This window comes from Seonamhaeicola sp. ABD4_340 (assembly GCF_056312135.1).
This window is the reverse complement of record NZ_CM149981.1, coordinates 112,964-138,422: the sequence shown is the minus strand read 5'-3', so window position 1 is coordinate 138,422 and position 25,459 is coordinate 112,964. Positions and strand designations below refer to the sequence as shown.

Sequence of the window (25,459 nt, the reverse complement as noted above, 5' to 3'; positions counted from 1 at the left end):
ACATGGCAAGAAAACAAGATAAAAATACAGTTAAGAGATTTAATAAAATCTCAATTGGTTTAGCTTCTCCAGAATCTATTTTAGCAGAATCTAGAGGTGAAGTTTTAAAGCCAGAAACTATTAATTACCGTACACATAAACCAGAACGCGATGGTTTATTTTGTGAGCGCATTTTTGGTCCTGTAAAAGATTATGAATGTGCTTGTGGTAAGTATAAGCGTATTAGATATAAAGGTATAGTTTGTGATCGTTGTGGTGTTGAAGTTACTGAAAAGAAAGTTCGTAGAGACAGAGTTGGTCACATAAATTTAGTTGTGCCTGTTGCACACATTTGGTATTTCCGTTCTTTACCAAACAAAATTGGTTACTTATTAGGGTTGCCGTCTAAGAAATTAGATATGATTATTTACTACGAACGCTATGTAGTAATTCAGCCAGGTAATGCTAAAAATGAAGAAGGTGAACCATTACAAAAAATGGATTTCTTAACAGAAGAAGAATACTTAAATATTCTAGAATCGCTTCCACAAGAAAATCAATATTTAGATGATTCAGACCCAGAAAAGTTTATTGCAAAAATGGGGGCCGAATGTTTAATTGAACTTTTAGCCAGAATTGATTTAGAAACGTTATCATACGAATTACGTCATAAAGCAAATACAGAAACATCTAAACAACGTAAAACTGAAGCATTAAAACGTTTACAAGTAGTTGAAGCATTACGTGAATCTAACAATAACCGTGAAAACCGTCCAGAATGGATGATTATGAAGGTTGTACCAGTAATTCCACCAGAATTACGTCCGTTAGTACCATTAGATGGTGGCCGTTTTGCTACTTCAGATTTAAATGATTTATACCGTCGTGTAATTATACGTAACAACCGTTTAAAAAGGTTAGTTGAAATAAAAGCACCAGAGGTAATTTTACGTAATGAAAAACGTATGTTACAAGAATCTGTAGATTCTTTATTTGATAACACGCGTAAATCTTCGGCAGTAAAAACAGATTCTAACCGTCCGTTAAAATCATTATCAGATAGTTTAAAAGGTAAGCAAGGGCGTTTCCGTCAAAACTTACTTGGTAAACGTGTAGATTATTCAGCACGTTCTGTAATTGTTGTAGGTCCAGAATTAAAATTATTTGAGTGCGGATTGCCAAAGAATATGGCAGCAGAACTTTACAAACCTTTTGTAATTAGAAAATTAATTGAAAGAGGTATTGTAAAAACTGTAAAATCTGCAAAGAAAATTATAGATAAAAGAGAGCCAGTAGTTTGGGATATCTTGGAAAATGTTCTAAAAGGGCATCCAGTATTACTAAACCGTGCTCCTACATTACACCGTTTAGGTATTCAAGCTTTTCAACCTAAATTAATTGAGGGTAAAGCAATTCAATTACACCCATTAGTGTGTACGGCATTTAATGCCGATTTTGATGGTGACCAAATGGCGGTTCACTTACCATTAGGGCCAGAAGCCATTTTAGAGTGTCAATTATTAATGTTGGCATCACATAACATCTTAAACCCAGCCAATGGTTCGCCAGTAACAGTACCATCTCAAGATATGGTTCTTGGTCTTTATTACATGACCAAAGAGCGTAAATCTACACCTGAAGTGCCTATTAAAGGTGAAGGTTTAACATTCTATTCGCCAGAGGAAGTAGAAATTGCTTTTAACGAAAAGCGTGTAGACTTAAATGCTGGTATTAAGGTAAGAGTTATTGATATTAATGAAGATGGTAAGTTAGCACCTATGGTTCTTGCTACTACAGTTGGGCGTGTATTATTCAATCAGCACGTACCACAAGCAGCAGGTTACATCAATCAGGTACTTACTAAAAAATCATTAAGAGATATTATTGGTAATATTCTTAAAGTTACATCGGTACCTGAAACGGCAGATTTCCTTGATTCTATTAGAACTCTAGGTTTCAACTTCGCATTTAAAGGTGGTTTATCATTCAGTTTAGGAGATATTATTATTCCTGCTGAAAAACAAACAATGATAGATAAAGCCAATGGTTTAGTTGATGGTATTATGGGTAACTATAACATGGGACTTATTACCAACAACGAACGTTATAACCAGGTTATTGATATTTGGACATCTACCAACGCTGAATTAACCGAGCTTTCTATGAAACGTATTCGTGAAGATCAGCAAGGTTTCAACTCGGTGTTTATGATGCTTGATTCTGGTGCGCGTGGTTCTAAAGAACAAATTCGTCAGTTAACCGGTATGCGTGGATTAATGGCTAAGCCTAAAAAATCTAACGCAGGTGGTGGTGAAATTATTGAAAACCCAATTCTTTCTAACTTTAAAGAAGGTCTTTCAATTTTAGAATACTTTATCTCAACACACGGTGCTCGTAAAGGTCTTGCAGATACGGCATTAAAAACAGCCGATGCAGGTTACTTAACACGTCGTTTAGTTGACGTATCACAAGATGTTATTATTAACACTGAAGATTGTGGTACTTTAAGAGGTGTTGAAGTTGAACCATTAAAGAAAAATGATGAAATTGTTGAAACACTTGAAGATAGAATTGTTGGACGTGTTTCATTAAACGATGTACATAACCCATTAACAGATGAATTACTAGTTAAAGCGGGTGATTTAATTGATGACAAAATAGCAAAAGCTATTGGAGATACGCCAATAGAAAGTGTTGAAGTACGTTCGCCATTATCTTGTGAGGCATTACAAGGTATCTGTGCTAAATGTTACGGCCGTAACTTAGCAACAGGTAAAATGGTACAACGTGGTGAAGCTGTTGGTGTTGTTGCAGCACAATCAATTGGAGAACCTGGTACGCAGTTAACATTACGTACATTCCACGTAGGTGGTATTGCTGGTAACATTTCTGAAGAAAATAAATTAGCCGTTAAATTTGATGGTGTTGCTGAAATTGAAGACTTAAAAACGGTTAAAGGATCAGATAACGATGGTAACGAAGTTGATATTGTTATTTCAAGAACATCAGAAATTAAGTTAATTGACGAGAAAACAGGTATTACTTTAAGTACTAACAATATCCCTTACGGTTCGCATTTAATGATTAAAAACGGACAAAAATTAAGTAAAGGAGATGTTGTTTGTTCTTGGGATCCATACAACGGTGTAATCATCTCAGAGTTTGCTGGTAAAATTAAATATGAAAATATTGAACAAGGTATTACATACCAAGTTGAAATTGATGAGCAAACTGGTTTCCAAGAAAAAGTAATTTCAGAATCTAGAAATAAAAAGCTTATACCAACTATTCATATTGAAGATGGTAATGGTGAAACAATCCGTTCATACAACCTACCAGTTGGTGCACACTTAATGATTGATGATGGTGAGAAAATTAATGTAGGTAAGGTGTTGGTTAAAATACCTCGTAAATCTGCTAAAGCAGGTGATATTACGGGTGGTTTACCACGTGTTACCGAGTTATTTGAAGCTCGTAACCCATCAAACCCAGCAGTAGTAAGTGAAATTGATGGTGTTGTATCATTTGGTAAAATTAAGCGTGGTAACCGTGAAATTATTGTAGAATCTAAAACAGGTGATGTTAAGAAATACTTGGTGAAACTATCTAATCAAATTCTTGTTCAAGAAAATGATTATGTAAAAGCAGGTATGCCATTATCTGATGGTTCTATAACGCCTAATGATATTTTAAATATTAAAGGTCCTTCAGCAGTACAACAATATTTAGTAAACGAAGTACAAGAAGTATACCGTTTACAGGGTGTGAAAATTAATGATAAACACTTTGAGGTTGTTGTAAGACAGATGATGCGTAAAGTTAGAATTATAGATTCTGGTGATACCATTTTCTTAGAAGATCAATTAGTTCATAAAGCAGATTTCATTAAAGAAAACGATGATATCTTCGGAATGAAAGTTGTTGAAGATGCAGGTGATTCTACAAACCTTAAAGCAGGTCAAATAGTATCACCACGTCAATTAAGAGATGAAAATTCAATTTTAAGAAGAGAAGACAAACAACTTGTAGTAGCAAGAGATGTGCAACCTGCAACAGCTACGCCAATACTACAAGGTATTACAAGAGCTTCGCTTCAAACTAAATCATTCATTTCTGCGGCTTCATTCCAGGAAACTACAAAAGTACTTAACGAAGCAGCTGTAGCTGGTAAAGTTGATACGTTAGAAGGCTTAAAAGAAAATGTAATTGTTGGTCATAGAATACCAGCAGGTACAGGTATGAGAAGCTACTCTAACATTATTGTGGGGTCAAAAGAAGAATTTGATGAAATGATGCAAGTAAAACAAGAGTTGAACTACAACTAATATTTGTTATCCTCGCGAAATCTAAGATTCAAGAATACCTTATTATGAAGGTAAGTATCGATGAGTAAGGCGGGAATATAAAAACAAAAAGCCTTCATGTATTAAAATACTTGAAGGCTTTTTTATTACGCATTTCATACAAGGGTTTTAAGCTTGTAAGTATAAGTAAAACAATTGAGTTATTAATAATATTTCTACTTTTGTGGAAATTAAAAAATAAAAATTTCTATGGCAGACGATAATAACAAGCCTAAGCAAGGGCAATTAAACATAGAGTTAGATGAAAAAGTTGCAGAAGGCACGTATTCTAACTTGGCAATTATAAACCATTCCGTATCTGAATTTGTGGTAGACTTTGTAAACATAATGCCTGGTGTACCTAAAAATAAAGTAAAATCTAGAATTATATTAACACCACAACACGCTAAACGCTTGCTTAACGCGTTGGCTGATAATGTAAACAGATTTGAAAATGCGCATGGTGAAATTAAAGATTATGAACAACCACCAATACCGCTAAATTTTGGCCCTACAGGTGAAGCTTAAAAAATAAAAACTATAAATTAATATTATGAATATTAATTTATTTATATATATAATTTATACAGAATAGGTTATTTAAAAGCGTTTTAATTCACTTTAAATCATTCAGTATACAAATCATTGTTTGATTTTTATTTAACTCTTAAAAGTGTTTAAAATAATTTTTTGGTGTTTTATCAAAAAAATGCCCTTTATAAATATTTATAAAGGGCATTTTTAATATTAAACCAATGCTTCTTCCTTTTTTTTAAAATATTGTAGGGCTCCAGATGGGCAGCGTTTAATTTGTGCTATAATTTTTGAGTTTTCGGTATTATCTAAATTAATCCAAGGTATTATAGAGTCGCTAAAAACTTCTGAAAGTTCTTTAGCACAAATGCCAGATAGAATGCACTTTTGTGGGTTATAAGTAACCGTAATATCTTTATTACTAAATTTTTTAGCATTTACTTCCATTAGTAGATTTTTTAGGGTAATTATTTATAAAATTTTTAAATGCGATAGTTTCTTGTTTTAATCAAACTCCGAAGTAAAATGAAATTTTATACTTGGGTATTTTTGTTGTGTCATTTGTAATGAAAATTGAGAATCGGCTAAAAACACAAGTTGCCCTTGTTTGTCTTTAGCTAAAAAACGCTGCTTAACTTGCTTAAACTCTTTAAATTCGGCATTTTTTTCATCTTCGGGTTCAACCCAACATGCTTTAGCAACATTTAAGTTTTCATAGGTACATTTAGCGCCGTATTCATGCTCTAATCTATATTGAATAACTTCATATTGAAGCGCACCAACGGTTCCAATAACTTTTCTTCCGTTTAATTCTAGTGTAAATAATTGGGCTACACCTTCATCCATTAATTGGTCAATGCCTTTAAAAAGTTGTTTAGATTTCAAAGGGTCGGCGTTATTTATATATCTAAAATGTTCTGGTGAAAAACTAGGAATACCTTTATAATTTAAAATTTCGCCTTCTGTTAGTGTATCACCTATTTTAAAGCTTCCTGTATCTTGTAAACCAACAATATCTCCAGGGTATGATATATCTACAATTTCTTTCTTTTCAGCAAAAAAGGCGTTAGGACTAGAAAATTTTACTTTTTTATTATTTCTAACATGTAAATAAGGGGTGTTACGTTTAAATTCTCCAGAAACAATTTTTACGAAGGCTAACCTGTTTCTATGATTAGGATCCATGTTGGCATGAATTTTAAAAACAAAACCTGTAAAGTTTTTTTCATCAGGTTTTACCAAGCGCGTATCACTTTGTTTTGCTCTGGGTGTAGGCGCAATGTTTACAAAACAATCAAGAAGTTCTCTAACACCAAAGTTATTTAATGCCGAACCAAAAAATACAGGTTGAAGCTCACCTTTTTTATAAGCTTCTTTATCAAAATCAGGATAAATACCTTGAACTAATTCTAACTCTTCTCTTAAAGTATTTGCAGCTTTTTCACCAACCAATTCGTCTAATTCGGCAGATTCTAAATCTGATATTTTAATGGTTTCTTCAATATTTTTGCGGCTATCACCACTAAAAAGGTTAATGTTTTTTTCCCAAATATTATATATACCTTTAAACTCATAACCCATACCAATTGGGAAACTAAGCGGTGTTACTTTTAAACCTAGTTTTTGTTCTACTTCATCAAGCAAATCAAAGGCATCTTTACCTTCTCTATCTAGTTTATTAATAAAAACAATCATGGGTATGTTGCGCATTCTACAAACTTCAACTAATTTTTCAGTTTGTTCCTCTACACCTTTTGCAACATCAATAACTACGATAACACTATCTACAGCCGTTAAAGTTCTAAAGGTGTCTTCGGCAAAATCTTTATGCCCAGGCGTATCTAAAATATTAATTTTTATGTTATTATACTCAAAAGCTAAAACCGATGTGGCTACCGAAATACCACGCTGGCGCTCAATTTCCATAAAGTCACTGGTGGCTCCTTTTTTTATTTTATTACTTTTTACAGCACCAGCTTCTTGTATGGCGCCACCAAAAAGTAACAGTTTTTCTGTTAAAGTAGTTTTACCAGCATCGGGGTGCGATATGATGCCAAATGTTCGCCTGCGGTTTATTTCTTTTAAAAATTCCATGTTCTATCTTAAAGTATGCAAAAATATAAATAAGTAGCATACTTGCTACCTTAAAATAATATAAATACTTTTTGTTAAAATGTAGGATTTACTGGTTTTCCATTCGTCTACACATAAGTGCTGCTCATCTAAGCATAATGTTCCTTTAGTGCTTGTCTTCACATTTATTTATTTTTTTTGACATATTTTGGCTTAAATTAAGGTTCAATTTTTAATAAAAATATTAAATATTGTGACTTTTTTTAAAATTGAGGTCTAAACTTTATAACTATAGGATTTTTTGAAAATAAAATAGTTAATAACCAGTAATTTAGGTGTTGTTAATTTTTTTTTAATGTATAAAACGTGCTTAAAAATTAGTTTTTATAGAATCTGTAGTATATTTTTAGCAATAATTAAATTATAACTTGCTTTACGTGAGTTTGTTAATGTTTTTTAGTTAACCAATTATTTATTTTAATGACTAACAACCAACTATTAAAAAACAGAAAAAATAATGTTTTTATATTTTTACTGTTTATTTCGTTCTTTTTTAGTTTTAACCCTTTAAATGCACAATCTTGTACTTTAAATGCTGGTGTAAACGAAACAATTTGTGAAAATGAAGTATTTCAGCTTAATGGAAATACTCCCGATACGTATGCAGAAGGACCTACCTGGAGGCAAATTTCAGGACCATCTGTTAGTATTAGTGATCCTTCAATAGATAACCCAATAATAACTGGTTTTTCTGGAGGGAATACTTATGAGTTTGAGCTTTACGCTGTCTGTTTTAATGGAGACACACCAAGCCAAACAGTTTCTATTAGTGTAGAGCCTATTACTATTGCAGACGCTGGGGAAGATATTGCATCGTGTCCAGATAGTTCCGGATCGTTAATAATTAATGGTAATGCTCCAAGCAACCCAGGAGAAACAGGGCTGTGGTCTGTGGTTGGTGCTAATGGTGCGGGTGTTACCATAAATCAAGCAAATTCAGCAACATCTACTATTAGTTTATCTGACATAAGTGCGGGAACGACTACTTTAAGATGGACAATTACTGGGCAGGATTATGCTCCTGGTCAATTTTGTGAAACATTTGATGAAATAACAGTAACAAATTATGGAGGTGAAATACCTGTTGAAGCGGGCCCAGACCAAACCTTAGATAATTGCTATACAACCACGCAATCAACCAATTTAAATGCAAGTTTTGGTGGTAATAATATAAACGGACAACAAGGAACATGGACTTTTGTTAGTGGTCCATCTAACCCAAATATTGGTAATCCAAATAATAATAATACTGGTATTAGTGGTTTAATAGAAGGTGTGTATGTTTTAAGATGGGATGTTGTTGGGCCTTGTGTTACAGGAAGTGATACTGTTACAATTACAGTACCAGAGGCTACTCAAGATGTAACACAAGCTTCAGTTCAAGACAATAATCAACGTTTTTGCGATGCTTCTATAACAGAAACTACTCTAGTGGGTAATGATCCTGATTATACAAATGAAGTAGTGCTTTGGGAACAAACAAGTGGTCCAGCAGCAACAATTGAAAACCCAAATAGTAGTACAACCAGAGTTACTGGTTTGTCTGCATCAAACGCCTATCAATTTAGGTACACTATTGAAAATACAGTAACAGGCTGTAGTGAATCTGCAATAGTTAATGTAAGATACAATGTAAACCCCATTAGCATCTCAGCTAATGGAGATAATGATATAGTTGGAGACTGTGGCGATACCTCAATAGATGTGCCATATACCTCTTCAAGTGGTAATGTAACCGAATATCAAATTCTTAGTGGGCCATCAGATTCTGCATTAACATTTCCAACAAGTGTTGTTAATTTAGGAGGTACTAACAATGGTACGGCAACTATAAATAGTTTTGATGTGCCAGGAACATATGCAGTTAGATTTACAAGAAGACGAGGTGGTAATTTATTAGTTGGTGATTGTGATAGAGCAAGTAGCACCATAAATATTTTTATTTCAACCCCTATTTCCGGTTCTAATGCAGGTGCACCACAACAGTTTGTTTGTGGGCAAGTTAATGGTAACCTAGCGGGGAGTCCAATAAGTGATGGAGAAACATCTGTTTGGTCACAGGTTTCAGGACCAAGTACAGCAACTATAAACGATATTTATGCGCAAACAACGTCATTAGCAGATTTAGTGCCTGGTGTTTATGTGTTTAGATATACCGTGTCTGCGGGCCCTAACTGTACACCACCGGCAACTTCAGATACAGAAATAACTGTAACACCTGTTAGTAACTTACCAATGGATGCGGGTAGCGATCAAACAGTTTGTTTTAATGCCCCTGTTCAATTGGCAGCTAGTGCCCTTTTAGATAGTCAAGTTGGTACTTGGTCTTCTCCAGATGGTATTACATTTGAAGATGTTAATGACCCTAATACCATTGCAACAGGATTTTCTAACCCAGGAACAGCATATGTAATAACTTGGACGGTTGATGAAGCTCCTGGATTTCCAGATTGTGGAGCAGAAGAAACAGATACCGTAACTATTACAACAACCAACGATGAATCTCCAACTGAAGCAGATGCTGGTGCAGACTTGTGTCTTGGGTCAGGAACAACAACAATACCTAGTTTAAGTGGAAATACTCCAGATACTGATGAAACAGGAACTTGGACTCAAGTTTCAGGTCCCACAACAGTTACATTTACAAATCCAAATGATCCAACTACCGAAGTTACGGGTTTAACAAATGGTCAATACGAGTTTAATTGGGAAATAGCTTATACTGCTCCAGCACCAAACGGATGTCCTGCAACTTCAGATAATGTTGAAGTTGTAATAGCAAATACATCTAATGTTGTAAGTGCAGGTCCAGACCAAAGTTTATGTGTAGATTCTAGCACACTTTCATTTACAATGAATGCTACAGACCCTGCTTCTTCTGGTGGTGTAGGAGAATGGAAGCTAGTTTCTGGTTTAGGAGGTTATACTGTTGATGATGTGAATAGTCCAACAGCCACTTTTACAGATTTAATGAATGGAACATATGTATTTGAATGGGAAGTTACATATGGTAATTGTACCTCTGCAGCAACACCAGATCAAGTATCTATAGAGGTTGGTATACCTCCAACAGAAGCTAATATACAAGGGGGTGATCAAGTAATATGTGCAGCTACAAATACTGTAATTACTGCAGATCCTTTAAATAACCCAAATGAAGAAACAGGTAACTGGACCGTCGTTTCAGGTCCAAATACTCCAAACATAGACAATCCAGGAAATAACTCTATAAATGTTACAGGTTTAACTACTGGTACTTATGTGTTTAGATGGACAACAACAAGTGCTTCAACAATATGTCCTAGCTCTACAGATGAAATAAGTGTAGATGTTTTTGCACCTGCAAGTGCAGGGTCAGACCAAAATTTGTGTGAAGTTAATAGTGTGTTTTTAGAAGCTACATCTGGAACAACAGGAACTTGGAGTGTTGTACAAGTTAATGGTAACGCACCCACTGCAGGAGAACTAGCTATTCATACACCAACGCAATCTCCAAGTAATAGTAATACAGCTAACGCTACTGTAGTTCCAGGCAATACATATGTTTTTAGATATACAACAGATTATACTGGAGCTGGATCTTCTTGTAATAATTCAGATGATGTTCAGGTTGTGGTTAGTAATGGCCCAAGTGAAGATGCAGATGCAGGGGCAGATCAAGATATTTGTTTAGCAGATACCAATGTAGCTACATTAACAGCTGGCAACGCTTCAATTCCTGGAGATGTTACTTCAGAATGGAGGCTACTGTCTCAACCGGGAGGAGCTACTGTTGGTTTCACAACTCCTAACAATAGTACAACAACTGATGTTACAGGATTAACGGTTGCAGGTCTTTATATAATAGAATTAAATTTCGATTCAAATTTCTGTACAAATAATGCAGATATTGTAAGAATAGAAGTATTTGAAGCACCAACACCTGTTGAAGCAGGACCAGACCAGCCAAATGCTTGTCAAGAAGATACGCAATTAAATGCAACTACACCAACTGTAGGTATTGGACAATGGTCTTTTGCAAATCCTGCTGATGATCCATCGGGGGGGCTTGTAGTAATAGATAGTCCTAATAATCCACAAACTACATTGTCAAATATTCCAGACGATGTAAACAATGATGGTTTAGATGATGTTTATGTTTTAACCTGGACGGTCTCTAATGGACCATTTGGTTCTGGGTCATGTGCACCACAAACAGATACAGTAACATTAACATTTACTGGGGCACCGCCATCACAAGCCATGGCCGGACCTGATCAAGAATATTGTGATGCTACGCAAACATTTTTAAGTGCAACACCTTTAAGTTCTGGAACAGGAACTTGGACACAAACAGGGGGTAATCCAGCAACAATAGCAGCTCCTAATAACCCTAATTCTTTAGTGTTAGATCTTTCTGAGGGTGTTTATGAATTTACTTGGACTGCCGTTGGTGGAGGATGTTCAAATGCAGATACAATGCAGGTTGTAATTTATTCAGATCCTATAACGGCCGATGCTGGTCCAGATCAAACGTTGCCTGAATTTTCTTCTGTAACTTTAGGTGCAACACCAGCTAGTACAGGAGACGGAAGTTGGTCTCAAATTTCCGGCCCATCAACTGCAAATTTTATTGATGCAACAAACCCTACAACAGCAGTAACAAATACAGTAGTAGGAACTTATGAGTTTAGATGGACGGTAGCTAACGGGAATTGTCCAGACGCTACAGATACAGTAATTATAAATATAACACCAGTTTCAGATTTAGAATTAACAAAATCGGTTTCTTCTTCCTCAGTTAACATAGGAGATGTAGTTACATTTACAATTGATATTTTTAATAATGATGCAAGCACAACAAATTCTGATGCAACAGGCGTTAGTGTAGAAGATGTATTGCCTTTAGGTTATTCGTTAGTACCAGGTTCGGTTTCTAATGGAGGTTCTTTTGAAGTAGCAACCCAAACATTAACATGGACCAATTTAAGTATAACCAGTGGTTCAACATTAAGCTTAACATTTAACGCAACTGTTAATGCCTCCGGACCTTATCAAAATACAGCAGAAATTATTGCTTCAGATAATTTAGATCCTGATAGTGAACCAAATAATGATGATGGTGATCAAAGTGAAGATGATGAAGATAGTGAAACAGTGTCAATTCAATCGGCAGATTTATCACTTCAAAAAACGTCATCAATATCAGATGCTAGTGTGGGAGATACTGTAGTTTTTACCTTAACGGTAACTAATGCAGGACCTGATACAGCTACAAATGTCACAGTTCAAGATCAATTACCAACAGGATTTACTTATCAAAGTGATGATTCTGGAGGAAATTATAATTCAGGTACAGGTGTTTGGAATGTAGGTTCAGTAACAACATCTACTCCTGTATCTATTGATATTACTGTAACAGTAAATGCCCCAACAGGAGCAGCAGGGGAGTATAGTAATGTTGCCGAAATATCAAGTTCGGATCAGGCAGATCCAGATAGTACACCAAATAATGATGACGGCGATCAAAGTGAAGACGATGAGGCTATTTCAACAATAACTTTAGAAACAGCAGATTTACAAATAACAAAGTCTGTATCACCAGTGTCGGGTTCTGTTGGAGACACAGTTACATTTTCTATTTTATTAGAAAATTTTGGACCAGGTGATGCAACAGGTGTTGATATTGAAGATTTATTACCATCTGGTTTTGATTTAGTGCCAGGAACAGTTTCTAATTCAGGTATTTATATTGTTGGTAATAAATCTATAGTTTGGAGTGATTTAACCTTAGGAAATGGTTTGTCAAGAACCTTAACATATGATGCAATTGTTAATGATTCTGGAAATTATACAAATATTGCTCAAATTACGGATAGTGATTTAGCGGATCCAAATAGTACACCAGATAACGACGATGGAGATCAAAGTGAAAACGATGAAGATAATGCTACATTTACAATTCAACAATCCGATTTAGAGTTATCCAAAGGCATAGCGGCAGGAAGTAGTGCCACGCCAAATGTAGGTGATACAGTAACTTTTGAAGTAGTAGTAACAAACAATGGTCCAGATGATGCCACAGGCGTATCAGTACGAGATGCTGTACCATCAGGTTACAGTACAATCACAGCAATAAGCAACACAGGATTAGCCACAGGCAACCAAATCGATTGGACCGGGTTAAGTATTGGAACAGGCACAAGTATAACTTTAAGTTATACAGTAACAGTAGAAGCCCCAACAGGCGCATTAGGCGAATACCAAAACGTAGCTGAAGTAACGGGAAGTGATCAATTCGATCCAAACAGTACACCAGATAATGATGATGGCGATCAAAGTGAGAATGACGAAGACAGTTTTACTGTTGTACCTCAAACCTCAGATTTAAGTATTAATAAAACAGTAAGTGATGCCACACCCAATGTAGGCGATGTAGTAACCTTCACGATAAGCTTAAGCAATGCGGGCAGTGTAGCTGCCACAGGCGTATCGGTACAAGATGTATTACCAGTAGGCTATAGCACAATCACAGCAATAAGCAATTCAGGCGTAGCCACAGGTAACCAAATCGATTGGACAGGATTAAGTGTACCATTAGGCACAGACACGGTAAGCTTAACGTTTAATGCTGTAGTAGAAGCCCCAACGGGAGCAGCCAATGAATATTTAAATACGGTTGAAATCACCTCTGCCGATCAATATGATCCAGACAGTGATCCAAGCAGCGATGCTACGGTAGATGATAATGGCGATGGAATAGCCGATGATGATGAGGCCAGTGTAGGAGTTGTAATCCAACAATCAGATTTAAGTATTGTAAAAACAATAGACAACAGTGTACCAAATGTAGGCGATACGGTAACATTTACATTAACAGTTACTAATGCTGGACCAGATGTAGCCACGGGCGTATCAGTAGAAGATGTTTTACCATCAGGTTACAGTTTAACAGCAGTAAACGATGGCGGAACACCAACAGGAAACACAGCAAGTTGGGCAGGTTTAACAGTAGCGGCCAATAATGGCACAATCACATTACGTTATGAAGCCACCGTAAATACGCCAACAGGAACCGCAGGCGAGTATACTAATATCGCACAAATCACGGCAGTAGATCAGTACGATCCAGACAGTGATCCAACAACAGATGAAACCGTAGATGACAATGGTGATGGAATAGCCGATGACGATGAAACGGAATTAACAGTAGCACCAGCCCAAGCTGATTTATCAATAGTAAAAGGTTTAGCCAATGGCAGTGCCACACCAAATGTAGGCGATGTGTTAACCTTTGAGTTAGTAATTAGTAATGCCGGACCAAATGATGCTACCAATGTAAGTTTAGAAGACGTATTACCAATAGGTTATAGCTTAGGTGTAGTAAATAATGCAGGAATAGCAACAGGTAATACTGCAAGTTGGACAGGGTTATTTGTACCATCAAACAGTAGTATTACAGTGACTTACGAAGCCACAGTAAACGCCCCAACAGGCGCGGTAGATGAGTATTTAAATAGAGCACAAATTACAGGTAGTGATCAGTACGATCCAAACAGTGATCCAACAACAGATCATACAGTAGATGAAGACAATGCCGATGGCGATAATGATCCATCCACAGGAGGCGAAGATGATGATGAGACAAACTTTACTGTAGTACCACAAACGGCCGATTTATCCATAGCCAAAACCTTTGTAGATGATAATGGAGGCGATTTAAACGTAGGCGATGTATTAACCTTCAGCATAGCAATAAGCAATGGCGGTACATCCCCAGGAACCAATGTAAGTATAAATGATATCTTACCAATAGGTTACAGTTTAGTATCGGGAAGTATCGATAATGGCGGGGTATACAATGCAGGAGCAACAACTATTACATGGAATGGATTAACCGTGCCATTAACAGGGTTAACAGTAACGTACCAAGTAACAGTAAATGCCCCAACAGGCGCAGTGGATGAATACCAAAACGTAGCTGAAGTAACAGGAAGCGATCAGTTTGATCCAGACAGTACACCAGATAACGATGATGGCGATCAAAGTGAAGATGATGAAGATGCAGCAACGGTAGTACCAACCCAAGCAGATTTAGAGTTAGCCAAAGGCATAGCTGCAGGAAGTAGTGCCACGCCAAATGTAGGTGATACAGTAACTTTTGAAGTCGTAGTAACAAACAATGGTCCAGATGATGCCACAGGCGTATCAGTACGAGATGTTGTACCATCAGGCTACAGCACAATCACAGCAATAAGCAACACAGGATTAGCCACAGGCAACCAAATCGATTGGACCGGACTTAGCATTGCCAATGGAGCTAGTATAACCTTAAGTTATACAGTAACAGTAGAAGCCCCAACAGGCGCATTAGGTGAATACCAAAACGTAGCTGAAGTAACGGGAAGTGATCAATTCGATCCAAACAGTATACCAGATAATGATGATGGCGATCAAAGTGAGAATGACGAAGACAGTTTTACTGTTGTACCCCAGACTTCAGATTTAAGTATTAATAAAACGGTAAGTGATGCCACACCAAATGTAGGCGATGTAGTAACGTTCACGATAAGCTTAAGCAATGCGGGCAGTGTAGCTGCCACAGGCGTATCGGTACAAGATGTATTACCAGTAGGCTATAGCACAATCACAGCAATAAGCAATTCAGGCGTAGCCACAGGTAACCAAATCGATTGGACAGGATTAAGTGTACCATTAGGCACAGACACGGTAAGCTTAACGTTTAATGCTGTAGTAGAAGCCCCAACGGGAGCAGCCAATGAATATTTAAATACGGTTGAAATCACCTCTGCCGATCAATATGATCCAGACAGTGATCCAAGCAGCGATGCTACGGTAGATGATAATGGCGATGGAATAGCCGATGATGATGAGGCCAGTGTAGGAGTTGTAATCCAACAATCAGATTTAAGTATTGTAAAAACAATAGACAACAGTGTACCAAATGTAGGCGATACGGTAACATTTACATTAACAGTTACTAATGCTGGACCAGATGTAGCCACGGGCGTATCAGTAGAAGATGTTTTACCATCAGGTTACAGTTTAACAGCAGTAAACGATGGCGGAACACCAACAGGAAACACAGCAAGTTGGGCAGGTTTAACAGTAGCGGCCAATAATGGCACAATCACATTACGTTATGAAGCCACCGTAAATACGCCAACAGGAACCGCAGGCGAGTATACTAATATCGCACAAATCACGGCAGTAGATCAGTACGATCCAGACAGTGATCCAACAACAGATGAAACCGTAGATGACAATGGTGATGGAATAGCCGATGACGATGAAACGGAATTAACAGTAGCACCAGCCCAAGCTGATTTATCAATAGTAAAAGGTTTAGCCAATGGCAGTGCCACACCAAATGTAGGCGATGTGTTAACCTTTGAGTTAGTAATTAGTAATGCCGGACCAAATGATGCTACCAATGTAAGTTTAGAAGACGTATTACCAATAGGTTATAGCTTAGGTGTAGTAAATAATGCAGGAATAGCAACAGGTAATACTGCAAGTTGGACAGGGTTATTTGTACCATCAAACAGTAGTATTACAGTGACTTACGAAGCCACAGTAAACGCCCCAACAGGCGCGGTAGATGAGTATTTAAATAGAGCACAAATTACAGGTAGTGATCAGTACGATCCAAACAGTGATCCAACAACAGATCATACAGTAGATGAAGACAATGCCGATGGCGATAATGATCCATCCACAGGAGGCGAAGATGATGATGAGACAAACTTTACTGTAGTACCACAAACGGCCGATTTATCCATAGCCAAAACCTTTGTAGATGATAATGGAGGCGATTTAAACGTAGGCGATGTATTAACCTTCAGCATAGCAATAAGCAATGGCGGTACATCCCCAGGAACCAATGTAAGTATAAATGATATCTTACCAATAGGTTACAGTTTAGTATCGGGAAGTATCGATAATGGCGGGGTATACAATGCAGGAGCAACAACTATTACATGGAATGGATTAACCGTGCCATTAACAGGGTTAACAGTAACGTACCAAGTAACAGTAAATGCCCCAACAGGCGCAGTGGATGAATACCAAAACGTAGCTGAAGTAACAGGAAGCGATCAGTTTGATCCAGACAGTACACCAGATAACGATGATGGCGATCAAAGTGAAGACGATGAAGATGCAGCAACGGTAGTACCAACCCAAGCAGATTTAGAGTTATCCAAAGGCATAGCGGCAGGAAGTAGTGCCACGCCAAATGTAGGTGATACAGTAACTTTTGAAGTAGTAGTAACAAACAATGGTCCAGATGATGCCACAGGCGTATCAGTACGAGATGCTGTACCATCAGGTTACAGTACAATCACAGCAATAAGCAACACAGGATTAGCCACAGGCAACCAAATCGATTGGACCGGGTTAAGTATTGGAACAGGCACAAGTATAACTTTAAGTTATACAGTAACAGTAGAAGCCCCAACAGGCGCATTAGGCGAATACCAAAACGTAGCTGAAGTAACGGGAAGTGATCAATTCGATCCAAACAGTACACCAGATAATGATGATGGCGATCAAAGTGAGAATGACGAAGACAGTTTTACTGTTGTACCTCAAACCTCAGATTTAAGTATTAATAAAACAGTAAGTGATGCCACACCCAATGTAGGCGATGTAGTAACCTTCACGATAAGCTTAAGCAATGCGGGTAGTGTAGCTGCCACAGGCGTATCAGTACAAGATGTATTACCAGTAGGTTACAGCACAATTACAGCAATAAGTAACACAGGTGTAGCCACAGGCAACCAAATCGATTGGACAGGATTAAGTGTGCCATTAGGTACAGACACGGTAAGCTTAACGTTTAATGCTGTAGTAGAAGCCCCGACGGGAGCAGCCAATGAATATTTAAATACGGTTGAAATCACCTCTGCCGATCAATATGATCCAGACAGTGATCCAAGCAGCGATGCTACGGTAGATGATAATGGCGATGGAATAGCCGATGATGATGAGGCCAGTGTAGGAGTTGTAATCCAACAATCAGATTTAAGTATTGTAAAAACAATAGACAACAGTGTACCAAATGTAGGCGATACGGTAACATTTACATTAACAGTTACTAATGCTGGACCAGATGTAGCCACGGGCGTATCAGTAGAAGATGTTTTACCATCAGGTTACAGTTTAACAGCAGTAAACGATGGCGGAACACCAACAGGAAACACAGCAAGTTGGGCAGGTTTAACAGTAGCGGCCAATAATGGCACAATCACATTACGTTATGAAGCCACCGTAAATACGCCAACAGGAACCGCAGGCGAGTATACTAATATCGCACAAATCACGGCAGTAGATCAGTACGATCCAGACAGTGATCCAACAACAGATGAAACCGTAGATGACAATGGAGATGGAATAGCAGATGACGATGAAACAGTGTTAACAGTAGCACCAGCCCAAGCTGATTTATCATTGACTAAAGTAGTTGTTGATGGTGATATTACGCCACTTGTAGGTTCTGAAATTACATTTGAAATTAGAGTAACTAATGACGGTTCAAATAGCGCTACAGGTGTTGTAGTTGCAGATTTGTTACCTTCTGGATACGACTTCATATTGTATAGTTCTACAGCAGGGTTATATGATGAAACTACTGGAATATGGACTGTAGGAACTGTTAATTCTGGCGAGTCTGAAACATTGTTAATTGATGTTTTAGTAAACGGAATAGGCGATTACTTAAACATTGCTGAAATTACAGCCTCTGATGTATTTGATGTAGATAGTACGCCAAATAATGATGATGGTGACCAAAGTGAAGATGATGAAGATAACGCAATAGTTACACCAGTAACACCGGTTGCAGATCTTTCATTAGAAAAAGTAGTAGTAGATGGTGACACTTCTCCATTAATTGGTACTGAAATCACATTCCAAATTACAGTAACTAATGATGGACCACAAGCAGCAACAGGTGTTCAAGTAGCAGATGTATTACCATCAGGGTTTGACTTCATACTATTCAGTTCTACAGCTGGAACTTATGATGAAACTACAGGTATATGGAATGTTGGTAACATTGCAAATGGCGCATCAGAAACCTTGTTAATTGATGTATTAGTTAATCCTTCAGGAAACTACACAAATGTTGCCGAAGTAATAGCATCGGATGTTTTAGATAATGATTCAACACCAAATAACGACGATGGAGACCAAAGTGAAGATGATGAAGATAGTCAAGTAATTACACCAGTAGCTTCAGTAGCAGACTTAAGTTTAACAAAAGATGTAGTAGATGGAGATACATCACCGTTAGTAGGTACTGAAATTACATTCATAATTACAGTTACAAACGATGGTCCTGAAAATGCAACAGGTGTTGAAGTAACAGATTTATTACCATCAGGATTTGATTTCATATTATTCAGTTCTACATCTGGAACTTATGATGAATCTACAGGAGTTTGGAATGTAGGCAACATTGCTAATGGCGCAACAGAAACTTTATTAATTGATGTACTTGTAAATGGTACGGGCGATTATTTAAATGTTGCTGAAATTACAGGTTCTGATGTGTTAGATAACGATTCTACACCAAATAACGATGATGGAGATCAAAGTGAAGATGATGAAGACAATGTGCTTGTTACACCAGTAGAAGCAATGGCCGATTTAAGTTTAACAAAAACTGTGGTGGATAATGATATTTCTCCAAATGTTGGTCAAGAAATTACATTCCAAATTACAGTTACCAATGATGGGCCAGATGCCGCAACAGGTGTTGAAGTAACAGATGTATTACCATCAGGTTTTGATTTTATTCTTTACAGTGCAACATCAGGTGTTTATGCTGAAAGCACAGGTGTTTGGAGTGTAGGAACTGTTCCTAGCGGAAGTTCACAAATCTTATTTATAGATGTATTAATAAATGAACCAACAGGAACAGATGGTGAATATTTCAATACGGCTGAGATTACAGGAAGTGATGTTCTAGATCCAGATAGCGCACCAAATAATGATGATGGAGATCAAAGTGAAGATGATGAAGATGGTATACTAATTTTAACCGAAACAGCAGATTTAAGCTTAGCTAAAACTGTAAGTAATGAAAATGCTAACGTAGGTGAGGTTGTAACCTTTACAATTCAAATAGATAATGCTGGTGCTAATGAAGCTACAGGTGTTGCTGTTGAAGATGTAATACCAATTGGTTACAGTAACATATCTAACATTAGCAACGGTGGCTTGTTAGATGATGATGAAATTATTTGGACTAATTTAACTGTACCATTAACAGGTTTAACAATAACTTATGAAGCTACAGTTAATATGCCAACATTGGTTGATGGCGAGTATTTAAACATTGCTCAAATTATTGCAGCAGATCAGTACGATCCAAATAGTACACCAAATAATGACGACGGTGATCAAAGTGAAAATGATGAAGACAGTGCTCAAATTAATACGCCAACCGCAGATATTGAGGTTGTAAAAGTTGTGAGTGATGCTAACCCAAGTATTGCAGATGTAATAACATTTACAATATCAGCTTCAAACTTAGGAAATATTGATGCTACATCAGTAGAAATATTAGATGTACTGCCTCAAGGTTATCAATTTGAATCTGCAACAGCTTCATCAGGAATGTACAGTGAAAATACAGGAATATGGCAAATACCAACAGTAGCTGCTGGTTTAACCGAAACACTTGAAATTACTGTAACTGTTTTAGATATTAATGATTACTTAAACACAGCATCATTACAAGGTTTAGATCAAATAGATTCTAATGAAAATAATGATGATGATACAGCAACTATTGACCCTCAATGTTTGAAAATTTACAATGAATTTTCACCTAACGGAAATGGTAAAAACGAAGTGTTTTATATAGATTGTATTAACAACTATCCAGATAATACTTTAAAAATTTACAACAGATGGGGTAACCTAGTTTACACAAAAGAAGGTTATGATAATACGTTTGATGGTATATCTAACGGAAGATCAGTGTTAAACAAAAACGAAAAATTACCTGTAGGTACGTACTATTATGTTCTAGATTTAGGCGATGGTTCTAAAGCAAAAGCAGGTTGGTTATACATAGTTAGGTAAAAATCATTAAAAAATTAAAATTTAAAATGTTCACAAAATATAAAAGTTTAGATATGAACCTAAAGCATAGCCTATCAATAGTAGCGTTAATTTTATCGCTGTTGCTAACTAATGTTAGTAATGGGCAACAAGATCCGCAGTATACAGATTATATGTTTAATACTTTAACAGTAAACTCTGCATATGCTGGGTCTAGAGGTCACTTAGCAATCACGGGGTTACATAGAACCCAGTGGGTAGGTTTAGATGGTGCACCTGAAACCCAATCTTTTAGTATAGAGTCTCCCGTAGGTAAAAACGTGGGTTTAGGTTTCTCAATTGTTAATGATAAATTGGGACCATCAGATGAGTTTTATTTTGATGCCAATTTTTCATACACAATTAATTTAGATAATGATAGTAAATTATCATTTGGCTTAAAAGGAGGCGGTAGAATGTTAAATGTAGATTTTACCAAAGGAGATTACCAAGAGCAAGAAGGTGTTTTTGAGAATATAAATAATAGGTTTTTACCAACAGTAGGAGCCGGTATTTATTGGCATAGTGATAATAGTTATATAGGTTTATCTGTTCCAAATTTTTTAACAGATGAGCATTATGATGAAGTACAAGATGCTGTAGCTGCCGAAAGGTTGCACTATTTTTTAATTGCAGGTAAAGTGTTTGATTTAAGTCCAACAGTAAAATTTAAACCAGCTTTTTTAGGTAAGTTTGTTGTAGGAGCCCCAATTATTGCAGATTTATCAGCGAATTTTTTGTTTAGCGAAGTGTTAAGGTTAGGTGTAGCATACCGTTGGGATGATTCTGTTAGTGGTTTAGTTGGCCTACAATTAGGACCAAAGTTAATGGTAGGTTATGCCTATGATTTTACTACTACCGAACTTCAAAATTTTAACAACGGAACACATGAAATTATGTTGCGTTTCGAATTAAAATCTAAAGAAAAACAATTAAAATCACCTCGTTTCTTTTAATCCTAAGTAACTATGAAGAAAATATTATTAATAACAATTTTATGCGTGGCTAATTTTGTTTTTTCACAAAGTGAAACAAAAAAAGCAGATAAATTATTTGAAAGATTATGGTACAAAGAAGCGGCTGTTTTATACGAGGCTAAAGCGAGGTCTTTAGAGAATAAAGATTTAAAAGATGCGGGTAAATACAAAACCTTACTTCAAAGAACTGGCGATGCCTATTTTTTTAATACAGATATGGAAAATGCCTATATATGGTATGATAAATTAGTATCTGAATTTTTCTCAAGTGTTGAACCAGAATATATATTTAGATATGCCCATGCGCTTGAAGGTATAGGTAAATACAGAGACGCTAAACGTTGGATGAAAGAGTTTTCTAAAAGAACAGAAAGTGAAGATGATAGAGCTGAACATTTGGACCAAATAGAACTTACGGTTGAAGATGTTTTAAATATAGAACCAAGGTTTACGCTTAAAAACGTATCTGTAAACACAAAGTATTCAGATTTTGGACCAATGTATTACAAGGACCAATTAATATATTCATCTGCAGTAGACTCTTCAAACTTTCATACCAGAATTTATCACTGGAATGAACAGCCTTTTTTAAACATGTATGTAGGAAATTTAAATGAAATTGAATCTGATTTAAAAAAAGAAGGAGAGTTCTCTAAAAAGCTAAATACCAGGTATCATGAAGCTACATTAGCTTTTAACCCAGATCAAACCAAAGTGTATTTTACAAGAAATAACTATAACGGAGATTTAGGTAGAGACAGTAAAGGTACCAACCATTTAAAACTGTATAGTGCAGATTTATTGAATAATGAAGATAACGAATTAACGTGGCAAAACGTAAAAGAGTTACCATTTAATAGTGAAGATTATTCGGTAGGGCATCCATCAATAAGTGCTGATGGTAAGTTATTGTATTTTGTGTCAGATATGCCTGGTTCAATAGGTGCAACAGATATTTTTGTGGTTGATATTTTGAGTGAAAAAGATAGTATATCATATTCTAAACCAAGAAATTTAGGAGACAAAGTAAATACAGCCGGAAGAGAAATGTTTCCGTTTATAACCAACAATACTTTATATTTTGCTTCCGATGGTCATTTGGGTCTTGGTGGTTTAGATGTTTATAAAAGCAACATTACAGACCAAAGTTTTGGTGCCCCAACAAATTTAGGAGCACCACTAAATAGTGAATTAGATGATTTTGCATTCATTATTAAAGAAGAAGAAAATAAAGGGTTTGTTTGTTCAAATAGGCTATCTGGTAAAGGTGATGATGATATTTATTCTTTTGTAAGATTACCAGAACCAACATGTAACCAAGCCATAAAAGGCTATGTGTCTAACAATGTAACCGGAGAGCGCATACCCGATGTAAAAATGGTTTTATTATCTGATAATGGCAATGAATTAGAAACTACTACAACAGATGTAAATGGCGCATATAAGTTTAAAAAAGTATTAAACTGTGATACAAAATATCAAGTAATAGCTACAAAAACAGGATATGCTAAAAAAGATAAATTAGCCAAAACACTAAATGAACCAGGTGAAACTATAGTTGCTTTAGGTTTAGAAACATTAAGCAAGTTAATTGTTGAAGAAAACGGACTACTAAAAATTAAAATAGGCATTATTTATTTTGATTTAGATAAATCATTCATTAGAAATGATGCTTCAATAGAGCTTAACAAAGTAGTGCTATTAATGAAACAATACCCAGAAATGGTAATTAAAATAGAATCTCATACAGATTCTAGAAACACACATGAGTACAACCTAAGCCTTTCAGATAGAAGAGCAAAATCAACCAGAGATTATATAATAAGTAACGGTATTGAAAGCAACAGAATAGAAAGTGCAAAAGGTTACGGAGAAACACAATTAATAAACCGTTGTAAAGATGGCGTTAAATGTTCTGAAGGAGAGCATCAACTTAATAGAAGGTCAGAATTTATCATTATAAAAATGTAGCAAGCATTCCTATTAAAAGACCAAAAAAAAAGCAGTTAAAAATAATTTAACTGCTTTTTTTTTATTTGAACAGTTTAGCAACCAAGTATAAATTTGTTTGTATTTTTGCTACATGGAAGAAGAAAAGGTGATTTTAGTAAATGAAAACGATGAGCAAATTGGCCTAATGCCAAAAATGGAAGCTCATGAAAAAGCATTGTTGCACAGAGCGTTTTCTGTATTTGTTTTTAATGATAAAAATGAACTAATGCTGCAACAACGTGCTTTAGATAAGTATCACTCTCCAGGGTTATGGACAAACACCTGCTGTAGTCACCAACGAAACGGCGAAACAAATATTGAAGCAGGAAAACGCCGTTTAATGGAAGAAATGGGTTTTGTTACAGAGCTTAAAGAATCCATTTCATTTATATACAAAGCCCCTTTTGATAATGGCCTAACAGAACATGAATACGATCATATTTTATTAGGAAATTACAACAACACACCAACAATAAACCCAAGTGAAGTTGCTAATTGGAAATGGATGCCTTTAGAAGCAGTAAAAGTAGATATAGCATTGAACCCAGACACATATACAGCATGGTTTAAGGTTATTTTTGATAAATTTTACCAACACATAAATGTAAACAATGAAAGTAACCGTTAGCAGAAAAGCCCATTTTAACGCAGCCCATAGGTTGTACCGTAAAGATTGGAGTGACCAAAAAAATAACCAAGTTTTTGACAAATGCAGCAACCAATATTTTCATGGCCATAACTATGAGCTTATTGTAAGTGTTACAGGTGAAATAAATAAAGAAACAGGTTATGTAGTTGATATGAAAGTTTTAAAAGATATTATTAAAGCTGAAGTAGAAGACGCTTTTGATCATAAAAATTTAAACCTTCAAGTGCCAGAGTTTGAAGATTTAAACCCAACTGCCGAAAATATTGCAGTTGTTATTTACAACAAAATAAAACCCAAAATAGAACCAAATTTAGAGCTAGAAATAACACTTTACGAAACCCCAAGAAATTTTGTAACCTACGCAGGTAATTAATTTTATTGAAATAATTACTTATATTTATAATAAACTAAAACCCGTATAAAATGGCAAGTGTAAAAAACTTAAAAAAAGATATTAATAACGTATTAGGAGATATTATTGAAGAAGTATACGTTTGGGAAATTGATAATACAGATAAAGACACAAAAGAGAGTGAAGCAATTATAGATGAAGCCATTGCTACATTTGATGATTTAATTGAAAAAGTAAACGCTAAAGATGTTGATGATGTAAAAGCACATTTTAAATCTATAAACGCAGAATTAGAGGCAAAAGGAAACGCTTTATTAGAAAAAATAAATAAACTTTAATTTTTTTTAAAAAGGTGTTGCATATTATAAATTTGATATTATATTTGCAC

General features: G+C 35.9%; 10 protein-coding genes. 8 read left to right on the top strand and 2 right to left on the bottom strand.

All coding sequences use genetic code 11. The features are described 5' to 3' along the window. Positions 1 to 2: 2 nt before the first annotated feature. Complete coding sequence (rpoC, locus tag ACYX4H_RS00595) at positions 3 to 4,304, top strand: DNA-directed RNA polymerase subunit beta' (RefSeq protein ID WP_475295250.1); 4,302 nt, start codon at positions 3 to 5, stop codon at positions 4,302 to 4,304. Positions 4,305 to 4,532: 228 nt separating this feature from the next. Further along, positions 4,533 to 4,850, top strand: coding sequence for a DUF3467 domain-containing protein (locus ACYX4H_RS00590; RefSeq protein ID WP_475295249.1), 318 nt, complete (start codon positions 4,533 to 4,535; stop codon positions 4,848 to 4,850). 219 nt (positions 4,851 to 5,069) lie between these two features. Here the strand turns inward: ACYX4H_RS00590 and ACYX4H_RS00585 are convergent, their stop codons facing one another. Together ACYX4H_RS00585 and ACYX4H_RS00580 are read right to left on the bottom strand one after the other, a co-directional pair. Then, positions 5,070 to 5,303, bottom strand: a complete 234-nt coding sequence (locus ACYX4H_RS00585) for a (4Fe-4S)-binding protein (protein WP_476237305.1) — start codon at positions 5,301 to 5,303, stop codon at positions 5,070 to 5,072. A 57-nt stretch (positions 5,304 to 5,360) separates the two neighbouring features. After that, on the bottom strand, positions 5,361 to 6,950 hold the full coding sequence (locus tag ACYX4H_RS00580) for a peptide chain release factor 3 (RefSeq protein ID WP_475295247.1): 1,590 nt from the start codon (positions 6,948 to 6,950) through the stop codon (positions 5,361 to 5,363). Positions 6,951 to 7,409: 459 nt separating this feature from the next. On the opposite strand from ACYX4H_RS00580, the gene ACYX4H_RS00575 reads away from it, so the two are divergent. From ACYX4H_RS00575 to ACYX4H_RS00550, 6 genes are all read left to right on the top strand, one after another. Continuing rightward, positions 7,410 to 21,083: a PKD domain-containing protein gene (locus ACYX4H_RS00575; protein WP_476237303.1), complete on the top strand. Its 13,674-nt coding sequence runs from the start codon at positions 7,410 to 7,412 to the stop codon at positions 21,081 to 21,083. A 53-nt stretch (positions 21,084 to 21,136) separates the two neighbouring features. Continuing rightward, a complete protein-coding gene (locus tag ACYX4H_RS00570) occupies positions 21,137 to 22,057 on the top strand; it encodes a PorP/SprF family type IX secretion system membrane protein (RefSeq protein WP_476237302.1) in 921 nt (306 codons plus the stop codon). Positions 22,058 to 22,069: 12 nt separating this feature from the next. After that, positions 22,070 to 24,049, top strand: coding sequence for an OmpA family protein (locus ACYX4H_RS00565; protein WP_476237301.1), 1,980 nt, complete (start codon positions 22,070 to 22,072; stop codon positions 24,047 to 24,049). A gap of 112 nt (positions 24,050 to 24,161) precedes the next feature. Then, complete coding sequence (gene idi / locus ACYX4H_RS00560; protein WP_476237300.1) at positions 24,162 to 24,698, top strand: isopentenyl-diphosphate Delta-isomerase; 537 nt, start codon at positions 24,162 to 24,164, stop codon at positions 24,696 to 24,698. Next, positions 24,682 to 25,092 carry a 6-pyruvoyl trahydropterin synthase family protein gene (locus ACYX4H_RS00555; RefSeq protein ID WP_476237299.1) on the top strand — a complete coding sequence of 137 codons (411 nt, stop codon included), beginning with the start codon at positions 24,682 to 24,684 and terminating at the stop codon, positions 25,090 to 25,092. The genes idi and ACYX4H_RS00555 overlap by 17 nt, the downstream gene beginning before the upstream one ends. Before the next feature lie 50 nt (positions 25,093 to 25,142). Further along, entirely contained in the window at positions 25,143 to 25,409 is a 267-nt protein-coding gene (locus ACYX4H_RS00550) for a hypothetical protein (protein ID WP_475296853.1), read from the top strand. Positions 25,410 to 25,459 lie beyond the last annotated feature (50 nt).

What these genes read in the sequence shown, in the direction of transcription:
- ACYX4H_RS00550 (WP_475296853.1), top strand. Translation starts at nt 25,143, where the DNA reads ATGGCAAGTGTAAAAAACTTAAAAAAAGATATTAATAACGTATTAGGA.
- ACYX4H_RS00575 (WP_476237303.1), top strand. Translation starts at nt 7,410, where the DNA reads ATGACTAACAACCAACTATTAAAAAACAGAAAAAATAATGTTTTTATA.
- ACYX4H_RS00585 (WP_476237305.1), bottom strand. Translation starts at nt 5,303, where the DNA reads ATGGAAGTAAATGCTAAAAAATTTAGTAATAAAGATATTACGGTTACT.
- ACYX4H_RS00590 (WP_475295249.1), top strand. Translation starts at nt 4,533, where the DNA reads ATGGCAGACGATAATAACAAGCCTAAGCAAGGGCAATTAAACATAGAG.
- ACYX4H_RS00580 (WP_475295247.1), bottom strand. Translation starts at nt 6,950, where the DNA reads ATGGAATTTTTAAAAGAAATAAACCGCAGGCGAACATTTGGCATCATA.
- ACYX4H_RS00555 (WP_476237299.1), top strand. Translation starts at nt 24,682, where the DNA reads ATGAAAGTAACCGTTAGCAGAAAAGCCCATTTTAACGCAGCCCATAGG.
- ACYX4H_RS00565 (WP_476237301.1), top strand. Translation starts at nt 22,070, where the DNA reads ATGAAGAAAATATTATTAATAACAATTTTATGCGTGGCTAATTTTGTT.
- idi (WP_476237300.1), top strand. Translation starts at nt 24,162, where the DNA reads ATGGAAGAAGAAAAGGTGATTTTAGTAAATGAAAACGATGAGCAAATT.
- rpoC (WP_475295250.1), top strand. Translation starts at nt 3, where the DNA reads ATGGCAAGAAAACAAGATAAAAATACAGTTAAGAGATTTAATAAAATC.
- ACYX4H_RS00570 (WP_476237302.1), top strand. Translation starts at nt 21,137, where the DNA reads ATGAACCTAAAGCATAGCCTATCAATAGTAGCGTTAATTTTATCGCTG.